Annotated in this window: 14 protein-coding genes; all 14 read right to left on the minus strand. The window is 74.5% G+C overall.

Annotated elements, in window-relative coordinates; genetic code table 11:
- Window positions 1-17: 17 nt before the first annotated feature.
- Window positions 18-938 (minus strand): glycosyltransferase family 2 protein, encoded by a 921-nt coding sequence (locus ABT006_RS21670; RefSeq protein ID WP_350708969.1) that lies wholly within the window; start codon window positions 936-938, stop codon window positions 18-20.
- On the minus strand, window positions 935-1,549 hold the full coding sequence (locus tag ABT006_RS21675) for a glycosyltransferase (RefSeq protein ID WP_350709063.1): 615 nt from the start codon (window positions 1,547-1,549) through the stop codon (window positions 935-937). The genes ABT006_RS21670 and ABT006_RS21675 overlap by 4 nt, the downstream gene beginning before the upstream one ends.
- 74 nt (window positions 1,550-1,623) lie before the next feature.
- Window positions 1,624-2,106 (minus strand): UDP-N-acetylglucosamine--LPS N-acetylglucosamine transferase, encoded by a 483-nt coding sequence (locus tag ABT006_RS21680; RefSeq protein ID WP_350708971.1) that lies wholly within the window; start codon window positions 2,104-2,106, stop codon window positions 1,624-1,626.
- Between the two features lie 227 nt (window positions 2,107-2,333).
- The gene (locus ABT006_RS21685; RefSeq protein ID WP_350708973.1) at window positions 2,334-3,596 is read right to left on the minus strand and encodes a hypothetical protein; all 1,263 of its coding nucleotides are present in this window, start codon (window positions 3,594-3,596) and stop codon (window positions 2,334-2,336) included.
- The gene (locus ABT006_RS21690) at window positions 3,593-4,495 is read right to left on the minus strand and encodes a sulfotransferase domain-containing protein (RefSeq protein WP_350708975.1); all 903 of its coding nucleotides are present in this window, start codon (window positions 4,493-4,495) and stop codon (window positions 3,593-3,595) included. Before ABT006_RS21690 ends, ABT006_RS21685 begins: the two co-directional genes overlap by 4 nt.
- An 8-nt stretch (window positions 4,496-4,503) precedes the next feature.
- Window positions 4,504-6,102 carry a lipopolysaccharide biosynthesis protein gene (locus ABT006_RS21695; protein WP_350708976.1) on the minus strand — a complete coding sequence of 533 codons (1,599 nt, stop codon included), beginning with the start codon at window positions 6,100-6,102 and terminating at the stop codon, window positions 4,504-4,506.
- Complete coding sequence (locus ABT006_RS21700) at window positions 6,099-7,454, minus strand: O-antigen ligase family protein (RefSeq protein WP_502891014.1); 1,356 nt, start codon at window positions 7,452-7,454, stop codon at window positions 6,099-6,101. The genes ABT006_RS21695 and ABT006_RS21700 overlap by 4 nt, the downstream gene beginning before the upstream one ends.
- 3 nt (window positions 7,455-7,457) lie before the next feature.
- Window positions 7,458-9,068 (minus strand): lipopolysaccharide biosynthesis protein, encoded by a 1,611-nt coding sequence (locus ABT006_RS21705; protein ID WP_350708978.1) that lies wholly within the window; start codon window positions 9,066-9,068, stop codon window positions 7,458-7,460.
- Window positions 9,061-9,612: an acyltransferase gene (locus tag ABT006_RS21710; RefSeq protein WP_350708980.1), complete on the minus strand. Its 552-nt coding sequence runs from the start codon at window positions 9,610-9,612 to the stop codon at window positions 9,061-9,063. The genes ABT006_RS21705 and ABT006_RS21710 overlap by 8 nt, the downstream gene beginning before the upstream one ends.
- 93 nt (window positions 9,613-9,705) lie before the next feature.
- Entirely contained in the window at window positions 9,706-11,637 is a 1,932-nt protein-coding gene (locus tag ABT006_RS21715) for a hypothetical protein (RefSeq protein ID WP_350709067.1), read from the minus strand.
- A gap of 212 nt (window positions 11,638-11,849) precedes the next feature.
- Window positions 11,850-13,550, minus strand: coding sequence for a glycosyl hydrolase (locus ABT006_RS21720; protein WP_350708982.1), 1,701 nt, complete (start codon window positions 13,548-13,550; stop codon window positions 11,850-11,852).
- A 153-nt stretch (window positions 13,551-13,703) separates the two neighbouring features.
- Window positions 13,704-14,528 carry a shikimate dehydrogenase gene (locus ABT006_RS21725; protein ID WP_350708984.1) on the minus strand — a complete coding sequence of 275 codons (825 nt, stop codon included), beginning with the start codon at window positions 14,526-14,528 and terminating at the stop codon, window positions 13,704-13,706.
- The gene (gene mltG / locus ABT006_RS21730) at window positions 14,528-15,727 is read right to left on the minus strand and encodes an endolytic transglycosylase MltG (RefSeq protein WP_350708986.1); all 1,200 of its coding nucleotides are present in this window, start codon (window positions 15,725-15,727) and stop codon (window positions 14,528-14,530) included. The genes ABT006_RS21725 and mltG overlap by 1 nt, the downstream gene beginning before the upstream one ends.
- Window positions 15,724-16,185: a Holliday junction resolvase RuvX gene (ruvX, locus tag ABT006_RS21735; protein ID WP_350708988.1), complete on the minus strand. Its 462-nt coding sequence runs from the start codon at window positions 16,183-16,185 to the stop codon at window positions 15,724-15,726. Before ruvX ends, mltG begins: the two co-directional genes overlap by 4 nt.
- Between the last annotated feature and the right edge of the window lie 57 nt (window positions 16,186-16,242).

Here is a 16,242-nt window from a genome sequence, read left to right on the forward strand (position 1 = left end):
TCGCCCGGCCCGCCGGCTCAGATGCCCCGGCCGCGCCGGTGCAGGGTGCGCAGCACCGCGTCGGCGCGGACCACCCGCCCGGCCACGGCGAGGGCGAGGTACGCCCGCGGCTCGCGCGGGTTGCGCCGGATGGTGTGCCGGGCCCACCGCATCGCGCCCCGCCGGTCGCCGGAGGCGGCCCGGGCGAAGGCGATCTGCCCAGCGACCCGCGCCTCGCCGGCCGGCTGCGTGCCGAACTCCGGGTAGCGCTCCAGCAGCCACTGCAACGCCTCGGAGATGGTGTCCCAGCGCTGTGCGAAGTAGGACCGCTTGTGCCAGCGCACCAGCACGTACGGCGTGCGCAGGTTGACCAGCGGCGCGCTGCGGGCGGCCCGGAGCAGGAACTCGTAGTCCTCCGCGTAGCTGCCCGGGATCTCCTCGTCGACCAGCCCGAACCCGTCCCGCAGCGCGGCGGCGCGGATCAGGAAGGTGGACGGGTGCAGCTCGGTCATCCGGTCGCGCAGCAGGTCGGCCAGGGTGACCGAGTCCTTCGGCAGCGCCCGGTCGACGGTGTGCCCGTCGTAGCTGACCCGGATGCCGCAGCTGACGAACTCCGCGTCGGGGGCGGCGGCGAGCGCCTCGACCTGGGCCCGCAGCTTGCCGGGGAGCCACTCGTCGTCGTCGTCGCAGAACGCGACCAGCTCCCCGGTGGCCGCCAGGATGCCCGAGTTGCGGGCGCCGGCCAGGCCGGGGGTGCGTTCGTTGCGGATCACCCGCACCAGGCGGTCCGGGCGGGACAGCTCGGCCAGCGAGCCGTCCGGCTCGGAGCGGTCGTACACGACCACCACCTCGACCGGGCCGGGGTGGTCCTGGTCGAGGACGGCCCGCACCGCGGCCCGGAGCAGCTCGGGCCGGTCCCGGGTCGGCACCACCACGCTGACGCTCGGGTGTCCGGTCATCGTCGTTCTCCGTTCCGGTCCGGCCGTGCCCACGGCCGCCACCTCGCCCGCTGCCGTCGTCCGGTCGACGCGGCCACCAGTTCCTCCACGATCCGCCCCACCTGCTGCACCGCGGCGCGGCGCGCCTCGGACGCGGCCGGGTCGGCCGCGACGGCGAACCGGGACGGGTCCGCCAGCCCCGCGGTGAGCGCCGCGAACAGCGCCTCCCGGGTCTCGGCCAGCGCCACCATGCCGGCCGCGCCCAGGCGGCGGGCGAAGAGCTGCTGGTGGTCGTCGACGTGCTCGCCCCGCGTCGGGTCCCGGGGCACCACGATCGGCAGGTGACCGTGCCGGCGGGCCTCCAGGATGGTGGCCGGCCCGCCGTGGCAGACCACCAGGTCGGCCTCGGCCATGGCGGTCTGGAGCTCGTCGTGGCCGAGGAACGGCACCGCCCCGGGCACGCCGGGCGCCCGGGTGTGTCCGTGCTGGACGGTCAGGCCGACGTCCTCGGCGACGCCGGGATGCCACTCCTCCAGCCAGCCGACCAGCCGGCCGAACGGGTGCTTGTCGGTGCCGACGGCGACCAGCAGCCGGGCGCGGGCGACGTCGTCGTGGTCGCGGGGTCGGGGCACCCGGCCCGCCTGCGAGGGCCGGGGACGGCCGGGGGCGACCGGGTGCGCGGGGGTGGTTCCGGTGCTCTCGGCGGTCACAGCAGGGTCCCCACGAGGGTGGCCTCCGGGTACTGGCGGCGCTGCTCGTCCCACTGCACGAGCATCGCGGACAGGAACGGGCGGCAGAGCCGGGCGGTCAGGGTCGGGGTGTCGATCCGGTCGTACACCTCGATGTAGACGGTCGGGATGCGGCGCAGCCGGGCCAGCACCACGAACGGCACGGCGACCCCGGCGCCGGTGGTCACCACGGCGGCGACCCGGCGCGACCGCAGCACCCGCCAGGCGAGGACGGCGTTGCGCAGCAGATTCGGCACGTTGCGGGTGGTCGGGTGGTGCGCCGGGACCAGGTCCTCGCCGGCGAGCAGCGAGACCGCCTCGGGCGTGTCGAAGGTGACCCAGCAGCGGCGCCAGCGTTCGTACCACGGCCGCAGGGCGAGCAGTTGGGCCAGGTGGCCGCCGCTGGAACCCACCAGGAGCAGGACTCCGGGATCGCCGGCGTCCTCGATTGTCGTTTCCACGCGACTCCCCACAAAGTTCGCTTGGAGTTTCGGTCGGCGCCACGCGCCAGCAGATCACAGGTCTTCCGCCGGTGAAATAGGACGACCGGGCGACGATCGATCTCCACCGGTGGCGGAACGGGTGCGCCGCGCCGACCAGTCAGCCATCGACCATTGTCACGACCTGGAGTTTCTCCGTCACCGTCCGCATCGGAGGGTCGGTTCCGGCTCTCGTCGGATCGGGCGGATCAGCCGGTATGTCGTTTCTCGACGACGTCCAGCAGGGCGGGGTGCAGCGCGGCGTTCCAGCCCGCGCCGGCGTCGGCGAGCCGCCACGTGCGCAGCCACATCTCCAGCAGGTAGCCGTCGGCCACCAGCCGGCGCGCCGCCGGCCCGAGCCCCAGCCCGCCGCCGTGGTGGTCGAGGTGGGCGTCGACGGCCCGCGCCGCCGTCGCCGCCGGCTCGCCCCGCAGCACCAGGGCGCGCTGGAACGCGTCGTGCGCCAGGTCGAAGCCCACCGGCACGTCCGGCCCGCTGTGCTCCCAGTCCCAGGCGACCAGGCGGCCGGCGTGCACGCCCAGGTTCCAGGGCACCCAGTCGCCGTGCCAGTGCCCGAACTCGACGGTCGTGTCCCCGTGCCGGCGGGCCAGCGCGGCCACGGCGGCGACCGCCCGGGCCCCGTCGGGCGTGCCGGCGGCGGCCCGCTGCGCCTCGGCGGCGATCCGGGCCAGGAAGGCCGACCCGGCCAACGGACGAGGCGGCGCCGGCGGGCGGCCCCGGCGGGCCACCGCGAGCAGCGCCGCCAGCCGCGGCGGATCGCCGGCCGGCACCCCCCGTACCTCGGGCGGCAGCGGCTCGACCAGCGCGATGACCTGCCCGGCCGCGGTCACCTCGGCCAGCAGCCGGGGCGCCGCCGGGTGGTCGGGCGCCCCGGCCACCGCCGGCAGCCCGCGCAGGGCCACCGCCTCGGCGGTCACCAACGCCCGGGTGGCGCCGTTCCAGCCGATCTTGGCATAGCCGAGGGGCCGGCCGGCCGGGTCGAACAGTTGCAGGGTGGGCTTGTGGTTCGGGTCCGGCGGGCGGACGCCGCAGGCCGCGTACACCGACGGGCCGCCGAGCGCGCCGGCCAGCCGCCCCGCCAGCAGCACCTCGTCGGCGGCGAGCCCGTCGGGCAGCGACACCGTGAGCCGTGGGAACGGGGCCAGGTCGACCGCGCCGACCCGGGCGAACCCGCCGAGCGCGGCCCGCACCGCCCGCACCTTCGGCGGGCGCAACGCGTTGTACGCCAGCAGCGAGGCGGCCGTGGCCCGGGGCGCGCCGAGCGGCAGCAGGAACCGGGCCCGGGCGACCGACGGGACGACCGCGTACCGGGCGACGGCGCGGTGGCCCGGCGGCGGGGGGCCGCCCACGGTCAGGGCGAGCCGCTCGTCGCCGAACACCGCCCGGGTGACCCAGCCCAGCCCGTCCGTCCGGGACCGGGGATCGGCCGGCGCGGCGACGCGCGCCGTCACGCGGCCCGGTCCGGCCAGTCGAGGTCCAGCCCCAGCCGCTGCCGCAACGCGTCGTTGTACGGGCGGTAGTACTCGGTCAGCTCGGCGCGCACCACCGGCTCCAGGGGCGCCGAGCGGCGGTCGTTGTAGACCTTGAAGTCGGGCAGGTCGTGCGGGGGCAGGCCGAGGAAGTCCAGTGTGCGGCGGTAGGTGGACCGGGCGTCGCGGTAGAGGTCCTCGCTGGGCAGGAAGAGGATCTGCTCCCGGTCGAAGCGTTCCAGCCACGGCTCCAGGTGCTCCAGGTAGCGGCCCCGGGCGCGGTAGGTGTACCAGTCGTACGGCTCGCTGAAGTATTCCGGCTCCGCGATCAGCCGCTCCCGCTCCCCCGCCGTGCGCTCCTCCTCGGCGGCGAGCGCGGCGGCGAAGTCGAGCGGCTCGATGCCGTGCGTCCGCCGCTCCTTCCAGTGCGAGTACGCCCGCTCCACCGGGTCGCGCAGCAGCACGATCAGCCGCGCCGACGGCATCAGCGCGGCGACCCGCTGGGCGGCGAGGGGGTGGAACATGTACAGCGGCGCCGCCTCGCCGACCCGGACCGGCCCGCCGTGCCGCCTCTCCAGCGCCTCCCGCTGCCGCTGCGTCGGGAAGTGCGACCGGTACCAGGCCTCGCCGCGCCGCCAGTGCTCCTCGAAGTAGTGCGCGGACTTCGTGTTCCAGGCCGGGAAGAGCCGGGGCACCAGCGGGTGCTGGATGAGGTAGTTCCACAGCGACGTCGTGCCGCCCCGCTTGGTGCCGATGATGAGGAAGTCCGGCAGCGGCCGCCGGTCGCTGGTGCGCACCCCGTAGTCGACGAGGGACTCCTTCACCCGGTTCGTCACCTGGGTCGGGACGAGCTGCTTCACCCGGTCACGGATGGACGGCACGACGGACCTCACCTGCCCTTCGACTTCTCCGGGGCGGGCCCGGCGGCGGCCGGGGCCGCCTCCCGCCGCCCACGGATCTGCACCATGGTCACCCGGATGCCGCGTCGCACCCGGGGCAACGTCAGCAAGCCGACGCAGCCGGCGGCCAGCACACCCACCGCCACCGTCAGCCCGCCGATCCCCCGCCCGCCGGCCAGCGCCCCGATCGTCGCCGCGAGCCCGACCCCGGCGACGGTGGCCGCCCCGGCCCGCAGCATCGCCGTGTCGACCAGCGGCTGGCCGACCACGACCCGGGCGCAGCATGCCGCGGTGAGGTTCTCGGTGGCGATGCCGAGCGCCCAGGCCAGGGCCGCGCCGGTCGCGCCGTGCGCCGGGATCAGCCACAGGCCGAGGGAGACGGTGACCAGCAGCCCGGCCAGCGTGGCGGCCAGGTGCAGGCCGCTGCGGCCGCCCATGAGCAGCAGGCTCTGCACGTTGCCGACCCCGGTGTTGACCAGCATGGCCAGCGCGAGCACGGTCATCGCAGGGGCGCCGGCGGTGAACTCCGGCCCGAAGAGCTGGAGGAACGCCAGGCCGAAGACGGCGAGCAGCAGGTAGACCGGCCAGGACAGCACCAGCCCCCAGGTGGTCAACTGCCGGTGCACGGCGGCCGCCGCGCCCCGCTCCCCCCGCCCGAGCAGCCGGGACAGCTGCGGCGACACCGCCACCCGCAGCCCCTGCATGGCCAGTTGGCCGGCGAGGATGTAGCGGCCGACGGCGCCGAACACGCCGGCGTCGGCCGGGCCGGCCAGCACCGAGGTGAGCAGCACGCCCACCCACATGTTGCCGGCGTCGATCGCCGCGGAGGCGGCGCGGGGCAGGGCGAACCGCCAGAAGGCCGACCAGTCGGCGCGCTGCGGGCGCAGCGCCGCGCCCCGGCCGACGCCGAGTGGGCCCGCGACGAGCGTCAGGCAGGCCAGCAGGGCGAGCGCCGCCGGGACCAGCCAGCCGGTCATGCCGGCGAGCAGGCCGCCGCCGGCGAGCACCGCCGCGCCGACCAGCACCGGCCGCGCCACCGGCAGCAGGAAGAACTGCACCCCGACGTACGCCCGGATGGGGCGGACGCAGCGCAGCGTGGCGAGCAGCAGCGTCATCGCCACCACCACCGGCACCGCGGCGAAACTGACCGCCAGCAGGGCCGTTCCGTCGGCGTCGGATCCGTCGAGCAGGCGCGGGGCGAGCGCGTCCGCGGTGAGCACCCCGGCCACGGCGACGAGGACCGCGGCCAGCAGCGGCGGCAACAGCGCCACCGGCAGCACCCGGGCGGCGTCGCCGCCGGCGCCCGAGCGGCGGCGGGGCAGCGCCCACATCAGCCCGGTCTCGGCGCCGAGGGTGCAGACGGCGGCGGCGACGGTGACCACGCCGATCGCGGCGAAGAACGCGCCGGAGCCGACCGTGCCGTAGCCGCGGGTGATGACGACCGCGAGCAGGAAGCCGAAGAGGCCGCTGGTGGCCGCGCCGACCAACCCGGCGGCCCCGCTGCGGGCGCTGCGCCGGGTCTCCGTGTCGTCGGCCGGCGGGCCGGCGGGGGCGACGGCGCCGGCCGGCGGGCGGGTGGCGGCGGTCATGCCGGCACCGCCTCCGGGCCGACCGGACGGGGGTGGTGCGGCCGGACGGACGCCTCCCGCTCGGTGAGCACCGTCGCGAAGGCGACGGCGAAGAAGGCGACCGCGAGGTTCTGGTTGGCCATGCCGTAGAACGGGATCTGCACCAGGCAGATCACCGGCACCACGGACAGCCACTGCCCGGCGGGCGAGGTGGCCCGCGCGCAGATCAGCGCGGCGGCGACGAACCAGGCGAGGAAGCACAGCAGCGCGGGGACGCCGTGGCTGAACAGCACCATCCACAGCTGCCCCTGGGTGCCGATGGGCGCCTGGGCCGTGACGGTGTCCACGTTGACCGGCGCGCCGTAGCCGAGCCACGGCGACTCCTTCACCCGGCGGATCACCTCGACGTAGAGCGAGAGCCGGTCGGTGTTCGTGTCGCTGGACTCGACGCGGTTGCCGATCAGCTCGGCGATCGGGATGAACAGGGTGGCGACGCCGCCGATGACCACCACGCCGACGATCGACGCGGCAACCCGGACATTGCCGCGCAGGGCGGCCCGGACGCCGAGCACCGCGAGGCCGGCACCGATGCTGAGGAACATCGCCCGGTTAAGCGTGAGGAAGGCCGGGACCAGCGACAACGGCAGCGACGCCAGCAGCGCCCAGCGCAGCACGCCGCGCCGGCGCAGCATGGTGAAGGCGACCACGCAGGGCAGGGTCATCGCGTACGCGCTGCCGAAGTTGTTCGTGTACGCGAACGGCGCGGCCGGCCGGTAGATCGGGTTCAGTGACCGCTCGCTGTACTCGGCGGTGCTCAGGTGGACCATGTCCCGGATGAACGGGGTGCGGGCGATGCCGCCCGGGAGCAGCACCTCCACCGGGGTGGTCAGCGCGAACCGGGGCGCCAGCACGCCCAGCCAGCCGAGCGCGACCAGCGCGAACCAGAACGCACAGAGCGGCACGAGCACCGCGACCAGGTCGGCGCGTTCCCGGGCGACCGCGTAGACGTAGACGCCGACCACGAGCGCGGTGACGTAGAAGGCGAGCCGCAGGCCGAAGGTCAGCACCGAGGCCGGCGACTGGAGCTGGGTGGCGCTGACCACGACGACGGCCAGGAACAGCAGCCAGATCCCGGCGGCCGGGGGCAGCGGCACCCGCCCCCGGATCACCAGCAGCGCGAACAGCAGCGCGCCGAGCAACGGCCAGCCGAGATAGAACGCGCCGGTCAGCCACCAGAGCGGCACCAGGCCGAACATCGCCGCCAGCGGCCACAGTGGCAGCCGGGGCGGGGCGGGCGGCTGTGGTGGCGGCGGGGCGGCGCCGTCCGGGCCGCCGGCCGGCTCGCTCGTGGCCGGCGCGCGGGTGACGGGCACTGCTCAGCCCCGGCCGCTGCGGGTCAGCACGAAGCCGAGCGGGGTGACCCCGGCGGCGCGCAGCCGCTCCACGAGCCGGCGCAGGTCGTTCTGCCGGGTGCGGTCGCGCTCGACCACCACCACCGCCGTGCCCTGCCGGGCGACGGCGACGCCGCGCTCGTCTGACTCGGCCGGCGGAGCGTTGAACAGCACGAGGGTGTGGTCGGCGCCCTGCCGCCAGGTGCCGAACCGGACGCTGCCCGCGCCCACGGTCACCGGGTCGGCGCCCGTCACCCGACTGTTCCCGCCGCTCGCCGAGGAGGCGACCCGGGGCAGGGTGAGCGTGGCGTCCGGGTCGGTGGACGGGCGCGCGCCGGGCGGGTGCGGCGACGGGCGGCGGGCCGCCGGCGGGGACGTGCCGGCGGCTGCCGCGTCCACGGAGCCGGCCGGGCGGGGCTTGGGGACGGCGGGACGGGACGGGTCGGCCGCGGCGGGCAGCCGCTCCCGGTCGGCGAGCACCGTGTCGCGCAGCCGGTCGGCGCGGCCGCTGTCGTCGGCGACGAAGACCTCCCGGCCGACCGCCGCCAGGGCCACCGCCAGCCCGGCGGTGATGGCCGTCGCGTCCTCCTCGCGGGAGGTCAGCAGCGACACCCGGGCGGGCTGGCGCACCCGCTCGGCGATCGCCATCGCCACGTACCGGATGTCGGCGTCGATCGCCTCCTTGCGACCGCGCCACCTGCGGCTGCGCACCGTGCCGAGCAGCGGCAGGCCGGTGGCGTCGCGCCCGTCGTCCACCGACCGGATCCGCCGGTCGACGGACTCCCAGGCGTACGCCAGCACCACGCCGAGCAGCGTCCCGCCGAGCAGGCCGGCGAGCAGGTAGAGCGGGCGGTTGCCGGCGGAGGAGGCCAGGGCCCGCTCGGCGGTCTGGGTGACCCAGCCGGGGTTGACGTCGACGGCGGCGATCTCCGTACGCGCCGCGTTGAGCTGGGTGAGCTGGTTGTTGATGCCGGCCAGCTCGGTCACCGCCGCGTCGACGGCGCCCTCCCGGGCGTTGTTGACCCGCTTCTGCAGGGCGGCCTGCTGGGCGGCCACCTTGCTGATGCTCTCGTCGTACGAGCGCAGCATCTCCGCCCGCTGCTTCTCGTACATCGCCCGGCGCACGTCCAGGTAGGCCCGGGCGGCCAGGTTGACACTCTCCACCGCCTGCTCGGCCGTGGGGGCCGAGTAGACGAAGCGCAGGATCTGCCCGCCGGTGGGCACCTCCACCTCCAGCGCGTCGCGCACCTCGCGCGGGTCCAGCCCGCCCGCCTCGGCGAGCCGCTGCACCACGTCGGTGCCGGTGGCGATGCCGCTCTCCACGTTCATGTTCACCGCCCGCTCGGCGTTGGCCCCGCTGGGCGTGAACGCGTCGGTGACGACGGGGCGGACCGCCACGACCGCGCTGGCGGTCACCGCGGCGGGGACGAGGAGCACGTAGCCGAGCGCGGCGGCCAGGCCGAGCGCGGCGACGGCCGCCACCAGCCGGATCCGGTGCAACGGCACGCGGAGCAGGTCGGTCAGCGTGACGGTGCGGCCCGCCCCGCCACCGGTGGGGACGTCGGCGGACCAGGAAGCGGGAGGAACATCAGTCATGGAACTTCTTCACCGTCTGTTGTGGATTTCCGGCGACCACGACGCGCGGCGGCACGTCCGTACGCACCACCGTGGCGGCGCCCACGACGCTGTCCCGGCCGATCCGCACGCCCTTCATCACCAGGGCGTGCGCCCCGATCCACACGTTGTCCTCGATCGTGATCGGGGCGCGGGTGGCCGGGACGGGCGGGTCGTGCCGCCGCTCGGGCGGCAGGTTGTGGAAGTCGTTGTCCAGCAGCTCGCAGTCCGAGAGCAGGCACCGGTCGCCGATCGTGACCGACGTCCAGGTGCCGATCCAGGTGGCGTTCAGCAGGCAGTCGGCGCCGACCGTCACCTCGCCGGGGCCGGCGAAGCGGACCAGCTTGTTCACCCGGGTGCGGTCGCCGATGCTCACCCGTACGCCCCGGCGCAGCCGGATCCGGCCGCGGATCTCCACGCCCCGGCCCAGCCTCAACCGGGGGTAGCGCAGCCGGTACCAGCCGCGCTTGACCGCGAAGACGACCCGCACCGGGAGCCCTCGGCGGATGCCACCCGCGCCGACCAACGACCCTCCCCACGTCGTGGGGCCGGCGACGGCTGATCCGTCACCGGCCCAACGTGAACAATCTACCGACGTCCCGTTACGAACGGTCGACCCTCACTGCACGGAGAAGAACGTCGACGGGGTCGACCACGTCACCCCGGCGACCGCCGGGGAGATCACCGTCGCCGCCGCACCGTCGACCGCCGGGGCGGCCGTCGGGTCGAACGGCACGCTGCGCAGCGTCCCGTCGGTGCCGCCGTACACGATCCTGCCGCCGACCCAGGCCATGCCGCGCACGGTCGACCAGGTGACGCCGGTGGTGGGCAGGGTGAACTCGGTGGCGCCGAGGTAGTTGCCGTCGATCTCGAAGTACCGGTAGTAGAGGCCGCTGGCGCCCGTCCGGGTGTAGTAGAGGCGACCGTCGAGATAGAACGCGCCGGTCATCGCCGCCGGGTTGAACCAGTCGTTGTAGCCGGACGCCTCCCACGGCACGCCGATCGCGCCCCCGTTGAACATCGAGATGTCGATCCGGCTGCCGGTGGGGGTGCCGGCGACCGCGTGCGACCAGTAGATCCGGTCGGCCACCCGCCAGGTCGCGCCGGCCGCCGTGTAGTTCGGCTGGCTGACGGTGGTCGGGGCACCGACCGCGGTGCCGTCGAACGGCACCTTCGCCAGCTCGCCGGGCCCGGTGCCGACGTAGAGGTTGCCGGTGGTCGCGGTCGGCGGGTTCTTCGGGGTGATGGTGCGCCCGCCGGCCAGCGGGAACATGCCGAGCCGGCCGTGGTACTCGTTGCCCATGCCGTCGGAGTTGTGGCCGAAGTAGAGGCCGTCGCTGCCGCGCCAGAGCACCGGCACCGAGGAGCCCCAGTTGCTGGTGCCGGCCGGCATCGACGCGCTGCCACTGCGGCGGGGGTTCCAGTTCACCGGCATGCCGGTGGCCGGGGTGACCGCGGCGATGCCGAGCCGGTCGATCGCGCCGGCACCGGCCCGGTCGCTGGCGTTCGGGTTGTTCAGCCAGCGGAAGTGCCCGCCGAGGTAGATGACGTTGTCGGCGACCTCGACGGAGGTGATGGTGTCGTTGCCGGTGTAGTCGACCCAGGTGCCGAGCTGGCCGGCGCCCCGGGCCGCGGTCTCGAACCGCACCAGCGCGTCGCAGTACGCGGCCGGCCAGCCCGCGCCGCCGTTGGTGCCGACGACGAACCAGCTGCTGTCGGCGCCGAACTTGACGTCCTGCACGTAGTGCACGAAGGTCGCCGGCGACGCGCACGGCGGCACGAACTTCTCGGTGCTCCAGTCGAGCAGGGTCGGCGTGCCGGACAGGTCGACCAGCGCCATCTGGTTGCGCGGCAGGTCGTTGACGTACATGAAGTTGCCGCCGACGGCCAGGGTGGCGCCGTCGGGGGCGACGTCGATGGTCCAGACGTACGAGGTGGTGTCGTGGCGCCCGACGGTGGCGTTGACGTTGAAGGTCGGGTCGATCGCGCCGGTGGTGGCGTCGAGCCGGCCCAGGCCGGCGTGCGCGGTGCCGTTGAGCCAGTTGAACGCGCCGGCCACGTAGAGGTGGTTGCCGTGCAGGGCCAGGTCGCGGACGGTGCCGCCGTCGGAGCGGCCGACCCAGCTGTCGACGATCGCGCCGGTGGCCGGGTCGAGCGCCACCAGGTTCTTACGCGAGACGCCGTTGACGGTCTTGAACGCGCCGCCGACGATCAGCGTGCCGTCGGGCCCGGCGACGAGCGTGTTGACCGCGCCGTCGAGCACCGGCAGGAAGGCGGTCGAGATCGTCCCGGTGGCCCGGTCGTACGCGAAGAGGTAGCGCTGCGTCGTCCACGCCGCGCTGGCGGTCTGCCGGATCTGGGTGAAGCTGCCGCCGACGTACACCATGGAGCCGACCTGCGCGAAGGCGCGGGTCTCGCCGTCCCGGGCGTGGGGGGTGGCGTCGGCGGGGTTCGCCGAGACCAGGGTCGCCGGTTCGGGGGCCGGCACCACGGCGGCGGAGGCCCCGGTGGGGACGGCCAGCACGGCGGCGACGGTCACCAGCGCGACCACCCCCGCCCGGGTGCGGAATCCGGCGGATCGCCGGAAGCGCGGGATTTCGGGCACGCTACGCCTCCAAGGTGGAAGAAGACCCGCGTAGCGTGCCTCGCCCACCCGGCTCGGCGATATCCGCCGATTGGGCGGTCAGTGCCTCCGCAAGCGACAGACCGCGTGTTCTGTCGGATGTCCGACTCTTCCGGTCGTCCGCCGGCCTGTGCCGGCGGTCAGCGACTGCCTCCGGTGGGCTGCCGCAGGTAGCTGTCGCGACCCGCGCGGGCGAACCCGGCCACCGCCGAGGCGTCGTGGTTCATCGTCATGTCGCACGTGCTCGTCCGGCGGGTCATCCCGGCGGAGTTGAAGTAGATCGCGGCCTTGATCTTCGGGTGCGCCTTGAGCGCCGCCGGGAACTCCTCGAACCAGCGCCGCTTGGCGTCCGGGTCGGCCGCGTTGAAGTTGGTGCCGAACTCGGCGAGCATCCGCGGCTTGCCGACGCCGAGGCGGTGCTCGTCCAGCCACCGGTAGAAGCGGCCGATGGTGGTGGCGGGGCTCTTCCACACCGTGCTGCCGTTGCAGACGTGGAAGTTGTACGGGTCGTAGCCCACCCAGTCGACGTACCGGTCGCCGGGGTAGAGGGCGGCGTACCGGTCGTAGTGGCCGGACCAGCCCATCATCGTCCACACCCAGACGGCGTTGTGGGCGCCCGCCGCGGCGAAGCGGTCGTGCACGTGCCGCCAGGCGCGGACGAAGTCGGCGTCGCTGCCCTTCGCCGGCTCGTCCTCCGGCTCGTGGTCGAAGCCCATGAAGACCGGCACGCCGGTGTCGCGGATCCGGCCGGCGACCGCGTCGATGGTGGCGTCGTACCGGCCACTGTAGACGTCACGCCAGGTCAGCACGGTGCCGGAGGAGAAGATGCGGGACTCCCAGGCGAAGAACATCAGCCGACCCTCGCGCATCTGCTGCCGCTGGTAGGCGTCCGGGAACGCGCCGTTGCTGCCGGTGCCGGAGAAGTCGTGGTAGCGGTGCACGATGTCGAACTTCCGCCCGACCTGCGCCTCCACCTCGGCGACCGCCGCCCCGTGGTCCCACCCGTCGGCCGCGCCGGCCGGGGAGTACATCCCCCACCAGGCACCGCACGAGGGGACCAGCTTGCCCGACACCTCGCCGCACCGCCCGGTGCCGCCCGACGGGCTCGCCGACGGGCGCGGCGTGGCACGGGTCGGGCCGGCGCTGGGGGTCGGCCGTGGCGCGGGCGTGGGCGCCACCGTCCGGCTCGGCGAGGGCGCGGCGCTGGTGACCGCCGGCGTGGGCGGGGTGCCGACGTCGTAGCGGATCTCCAGGCGCGGGCGCAGGTCGGGGTTGCGGTTCTCCGTCGACGCCCAGTAGATCCGGGTCTCCAGGCCGGTCTGGGCCAGCGAGACCGTCCAGGTGCCGTTCCCCCTGACCAGGGCCGAGACGTCCCACTCGTTGAAGCCCGCCGCCACCGGGGACACGGCGTCCAGGGCCGGGCCCGGCGGCGTCGGCGCCGGGCGCGCCGCGCCGGCGTCGGCTGTGGACGCGTGCGCGGTCACCGTCGCGGGGAACCTCTGCCAGGCGTGCACCCGCAGCGTGGCCCTGACGTTGACGGCGGACGCCGGCAGGCTGGTCACCGCGAACCGGATGACCGCCTCCCGGGCCCCTCGCGGGTTGCCGTCGCAGCGGGCGGCGCAGGTCGCCAGCGTGCTCTTCGCGCCGTTGTCGCCGTCCTGCGGCACCGTCGTCGCCGTGGTGTCCGCCGTCGCCCGGATCGACATGTCGTCGGCGGCCAGCAGCGGCACCGTGGTGGCGGCGATGCCGACGACCACGGTGGTGCCGACGACGCCGAGCAGCACGGCCTTGCGCCGAGGGCCGTGGTGCCGGGTGCGGCGGTGCAGTCCGTGCCTACTCAAGGAACACTCCCTGTGTCTCGGGCGGTGACGCTCAGCAGCGTATCCACGACCACCACCCGACGCGGGCAGGACAGCGGGACGTAAGCGCGTCTTAACCGTCGCCTAAGGATGCCCTGGACAACCACAGGGGACGCTCCCGTCCGGCGGGGACGGTCAGGCGGCGCGGGCGGCGGCCAGCGCGGCGGCCATCGCCGCCCGGGGCGCGGTGACGCCCGTGAAGTGCTCGAACTGGCCGACCGCCTGGGCCAGGAGGAGGTCGAGCCCGGAGACGATCCGGCAGCCGGCGGCCTGGGCGGACGCGGCCAGCGGCGTGGGCCACGGGTCGTAGAGCGCGTCGAAGAGCACCGTCTCCGGCCGCCAGGCGACGGTCTCCGCGAGCGGGTCGGCGACGCCCTTCGGCACGGTCGAGACCACCACGTCGGCGCGGCACCGGTCGGCCGCGTCGGCCCAGGTCGCGCCGGCCATCGCCACGCCGACCGCGCGCGCCACCGGGAGCAGCTCCTCGACCGCCGCCGGCCGGCGGGCCACCACGGTCACCGCGCGGGCGTCCAGCCGGCCGGCCGCCGCCACCGCCGCCCGCGCCGTGCCGCCCGCGCCCAGCACCGTCACCGTCGCGCCGGGGCGCACCCCGGCGTCGGTGAGCACCTCAACCATGCCGACGACGTCGGTGTTGTCGGCGTACCAGGAGCCGTCCGGCCGGTGTACCAGCGTGTTGGCGGCGCCGACGGCGGCGGCGACCGGCGAGACCTCGTCGGCCACCGCGAGCGCCGCCTCCTTGCCCGGCATCGTCACCGACAGCCCGGCCCACTCCGGGCCCAGGCCGGCGACCACGTCCGGCAACTCCGCCGCCGCGCACTCGATCCGGGTGTACGACCACCCGGCCAGCCCCGCCGCCGCGTAGCCGGCGTTGTGGATCACCGGGGAGAGGGAGTGCGCGATGGGCTTCCCGAGCACCCCTGCCCGCCGTACAGCCATCATCAGATGACCCCGGCCTCCTTGGCCTTGACCTTGTTCCGCTCGTGCTCCTCGATCGTCTCCGCGAAGGCCGAGTGCCCCTGCTTGTCGATCGCCACGAAGAAGAGCCACTTGCCGTCCGGAGGGTCCATCGCGCCCTCCATGGCCTGCTTGCCCGGGTTGTTGATCGGGGTGGGCACCAAGCCCCGCAGCTTGCGGCTGTACGGGTTCTTGGTGTCGAGCAGCTCCTCCTCGGTCATCTGGGCGGAGGTCTTGGTGTCCTGGCCGGTCAGCTCCAGGTAGTAGTTGACCGTGACGTCCATCTCCAGGCAGTTGCAGGGAAACTCGCCGAACACCCGGTTGTACGCCACCCGGGCGACCTTGCCCAGGTCGTCCTTGTTTCCGGCCTCGGCCTGGGCCAGCGACGCGACGATCAGCGCCTCGTACGGGCTGATGCCGCCGCGCTCCTTCTGCACCCGGTCGGCGAACTGCATCTCGCCGGTGACGGCGAGGAAGTTCTCGACCATCAGCGTCAAGATGGTCTCCGCGGTCGCCTTCGGCGGGATCTCGTAGGTGTCGGGGTAGAGGAAGCCCTCGATCGACGGTTTGACCTTCTTGCCGTCGGTGCGCTTGAACCACCAGTCCGGCACGCCGAGCGCGAGCGGGTCCTTCGCCGCCGCCTCGAAGTCCTTCACCGGGATCTTGGTCTCCTTGGAGAGCAGCTGGTAGACGTTCTTCGCCGTCCGGCCCTCCGGGATGGTGACCCCGTTGACGATCCGGTTCTTCAGGTCGAGCATCGCGGTGACCGCGCTCTCGCCGCTCATCTGCTTACGCAGCTTGTAGGTGCCGGGCTGGATGTTCTTGCTGCGCGAGTTGGCCTCGGCAGCCTCGATGAACGCCTTGGCGCTCTTCACCACGTCGGCGGCGACCAGCGCGTCGGCCATGTCGGCGATCAGCGCGCCCTGCTTGATCTCGACGGTCACCTCGCCGGTGCCCGCGCCGTCGTAGTCGGGCGTGACGAAGTAGCCCTGGATCCGGTCGAAGCCGTAGAAGGCGCCGCCCCCGATCGAGCCCAGCAGGACGAGGGCGAGCAGCAGCGCCAGGACGGTCTTGCCCCGCCCGCCGCCGGAGCGCCCGTCGCGCTTACGCATGGCGCTGCGCCGGTGTTTGCCCTTCTCCCCCCGGTCCTGCTCGTCGAACCCGAGGTCCAGATCGTCGATCATCGTGTCCGCCTCCGCTGCGCGTCCAGCCAGCTCTGCAGAATCTCCACCGCGGCAGCCTGGTCGACCACCGCCCGTTGCCGTTTCCCCCGGACACCACGCTCGGCAAGCCTACGAGACGCCACGACCGTGGACATCCTCTCGTCGGTGAGCGCCACCGGAACGGGCGCTATTACATCGGCCAGTCGGTCAGCGTACGCCTTCGCGTGGACGGCCGCCGGACCGTGCTTGCCGGCGAGATTGACCGGAAGGCCGACGACGACCTCGACCGCCTCGTGCTCGGCCACCAGCGCGGCGAGCTCGGCGATGTCGCTCGGCACCGCGTCCGGGCCCGCCGTGAGGTCGCGGGCGAGGGTGACCAGCGGGGTGGCCAGCACCCCGTGCGGGTCGGAGCGCGACACCCCCACCCGGACCTGCCCGACGTCCACGCCGAGCCGGACGCCGTGGGACAATTCGCTCACCGTCGGTAACTCCCCCAGAAACGGCGAACCAGGGCGGACCATCCCGGTCCGCCCTGG

Source organism: Micromonospora sp. NPDC002717 (assembly GCF_040295705.1).
Classification (GTDB): domain Bacteria; phylum Actinomycetota; class Actinomycetes; order Mycobacteriales; family Micromonosporaceae; genus Micromonospora.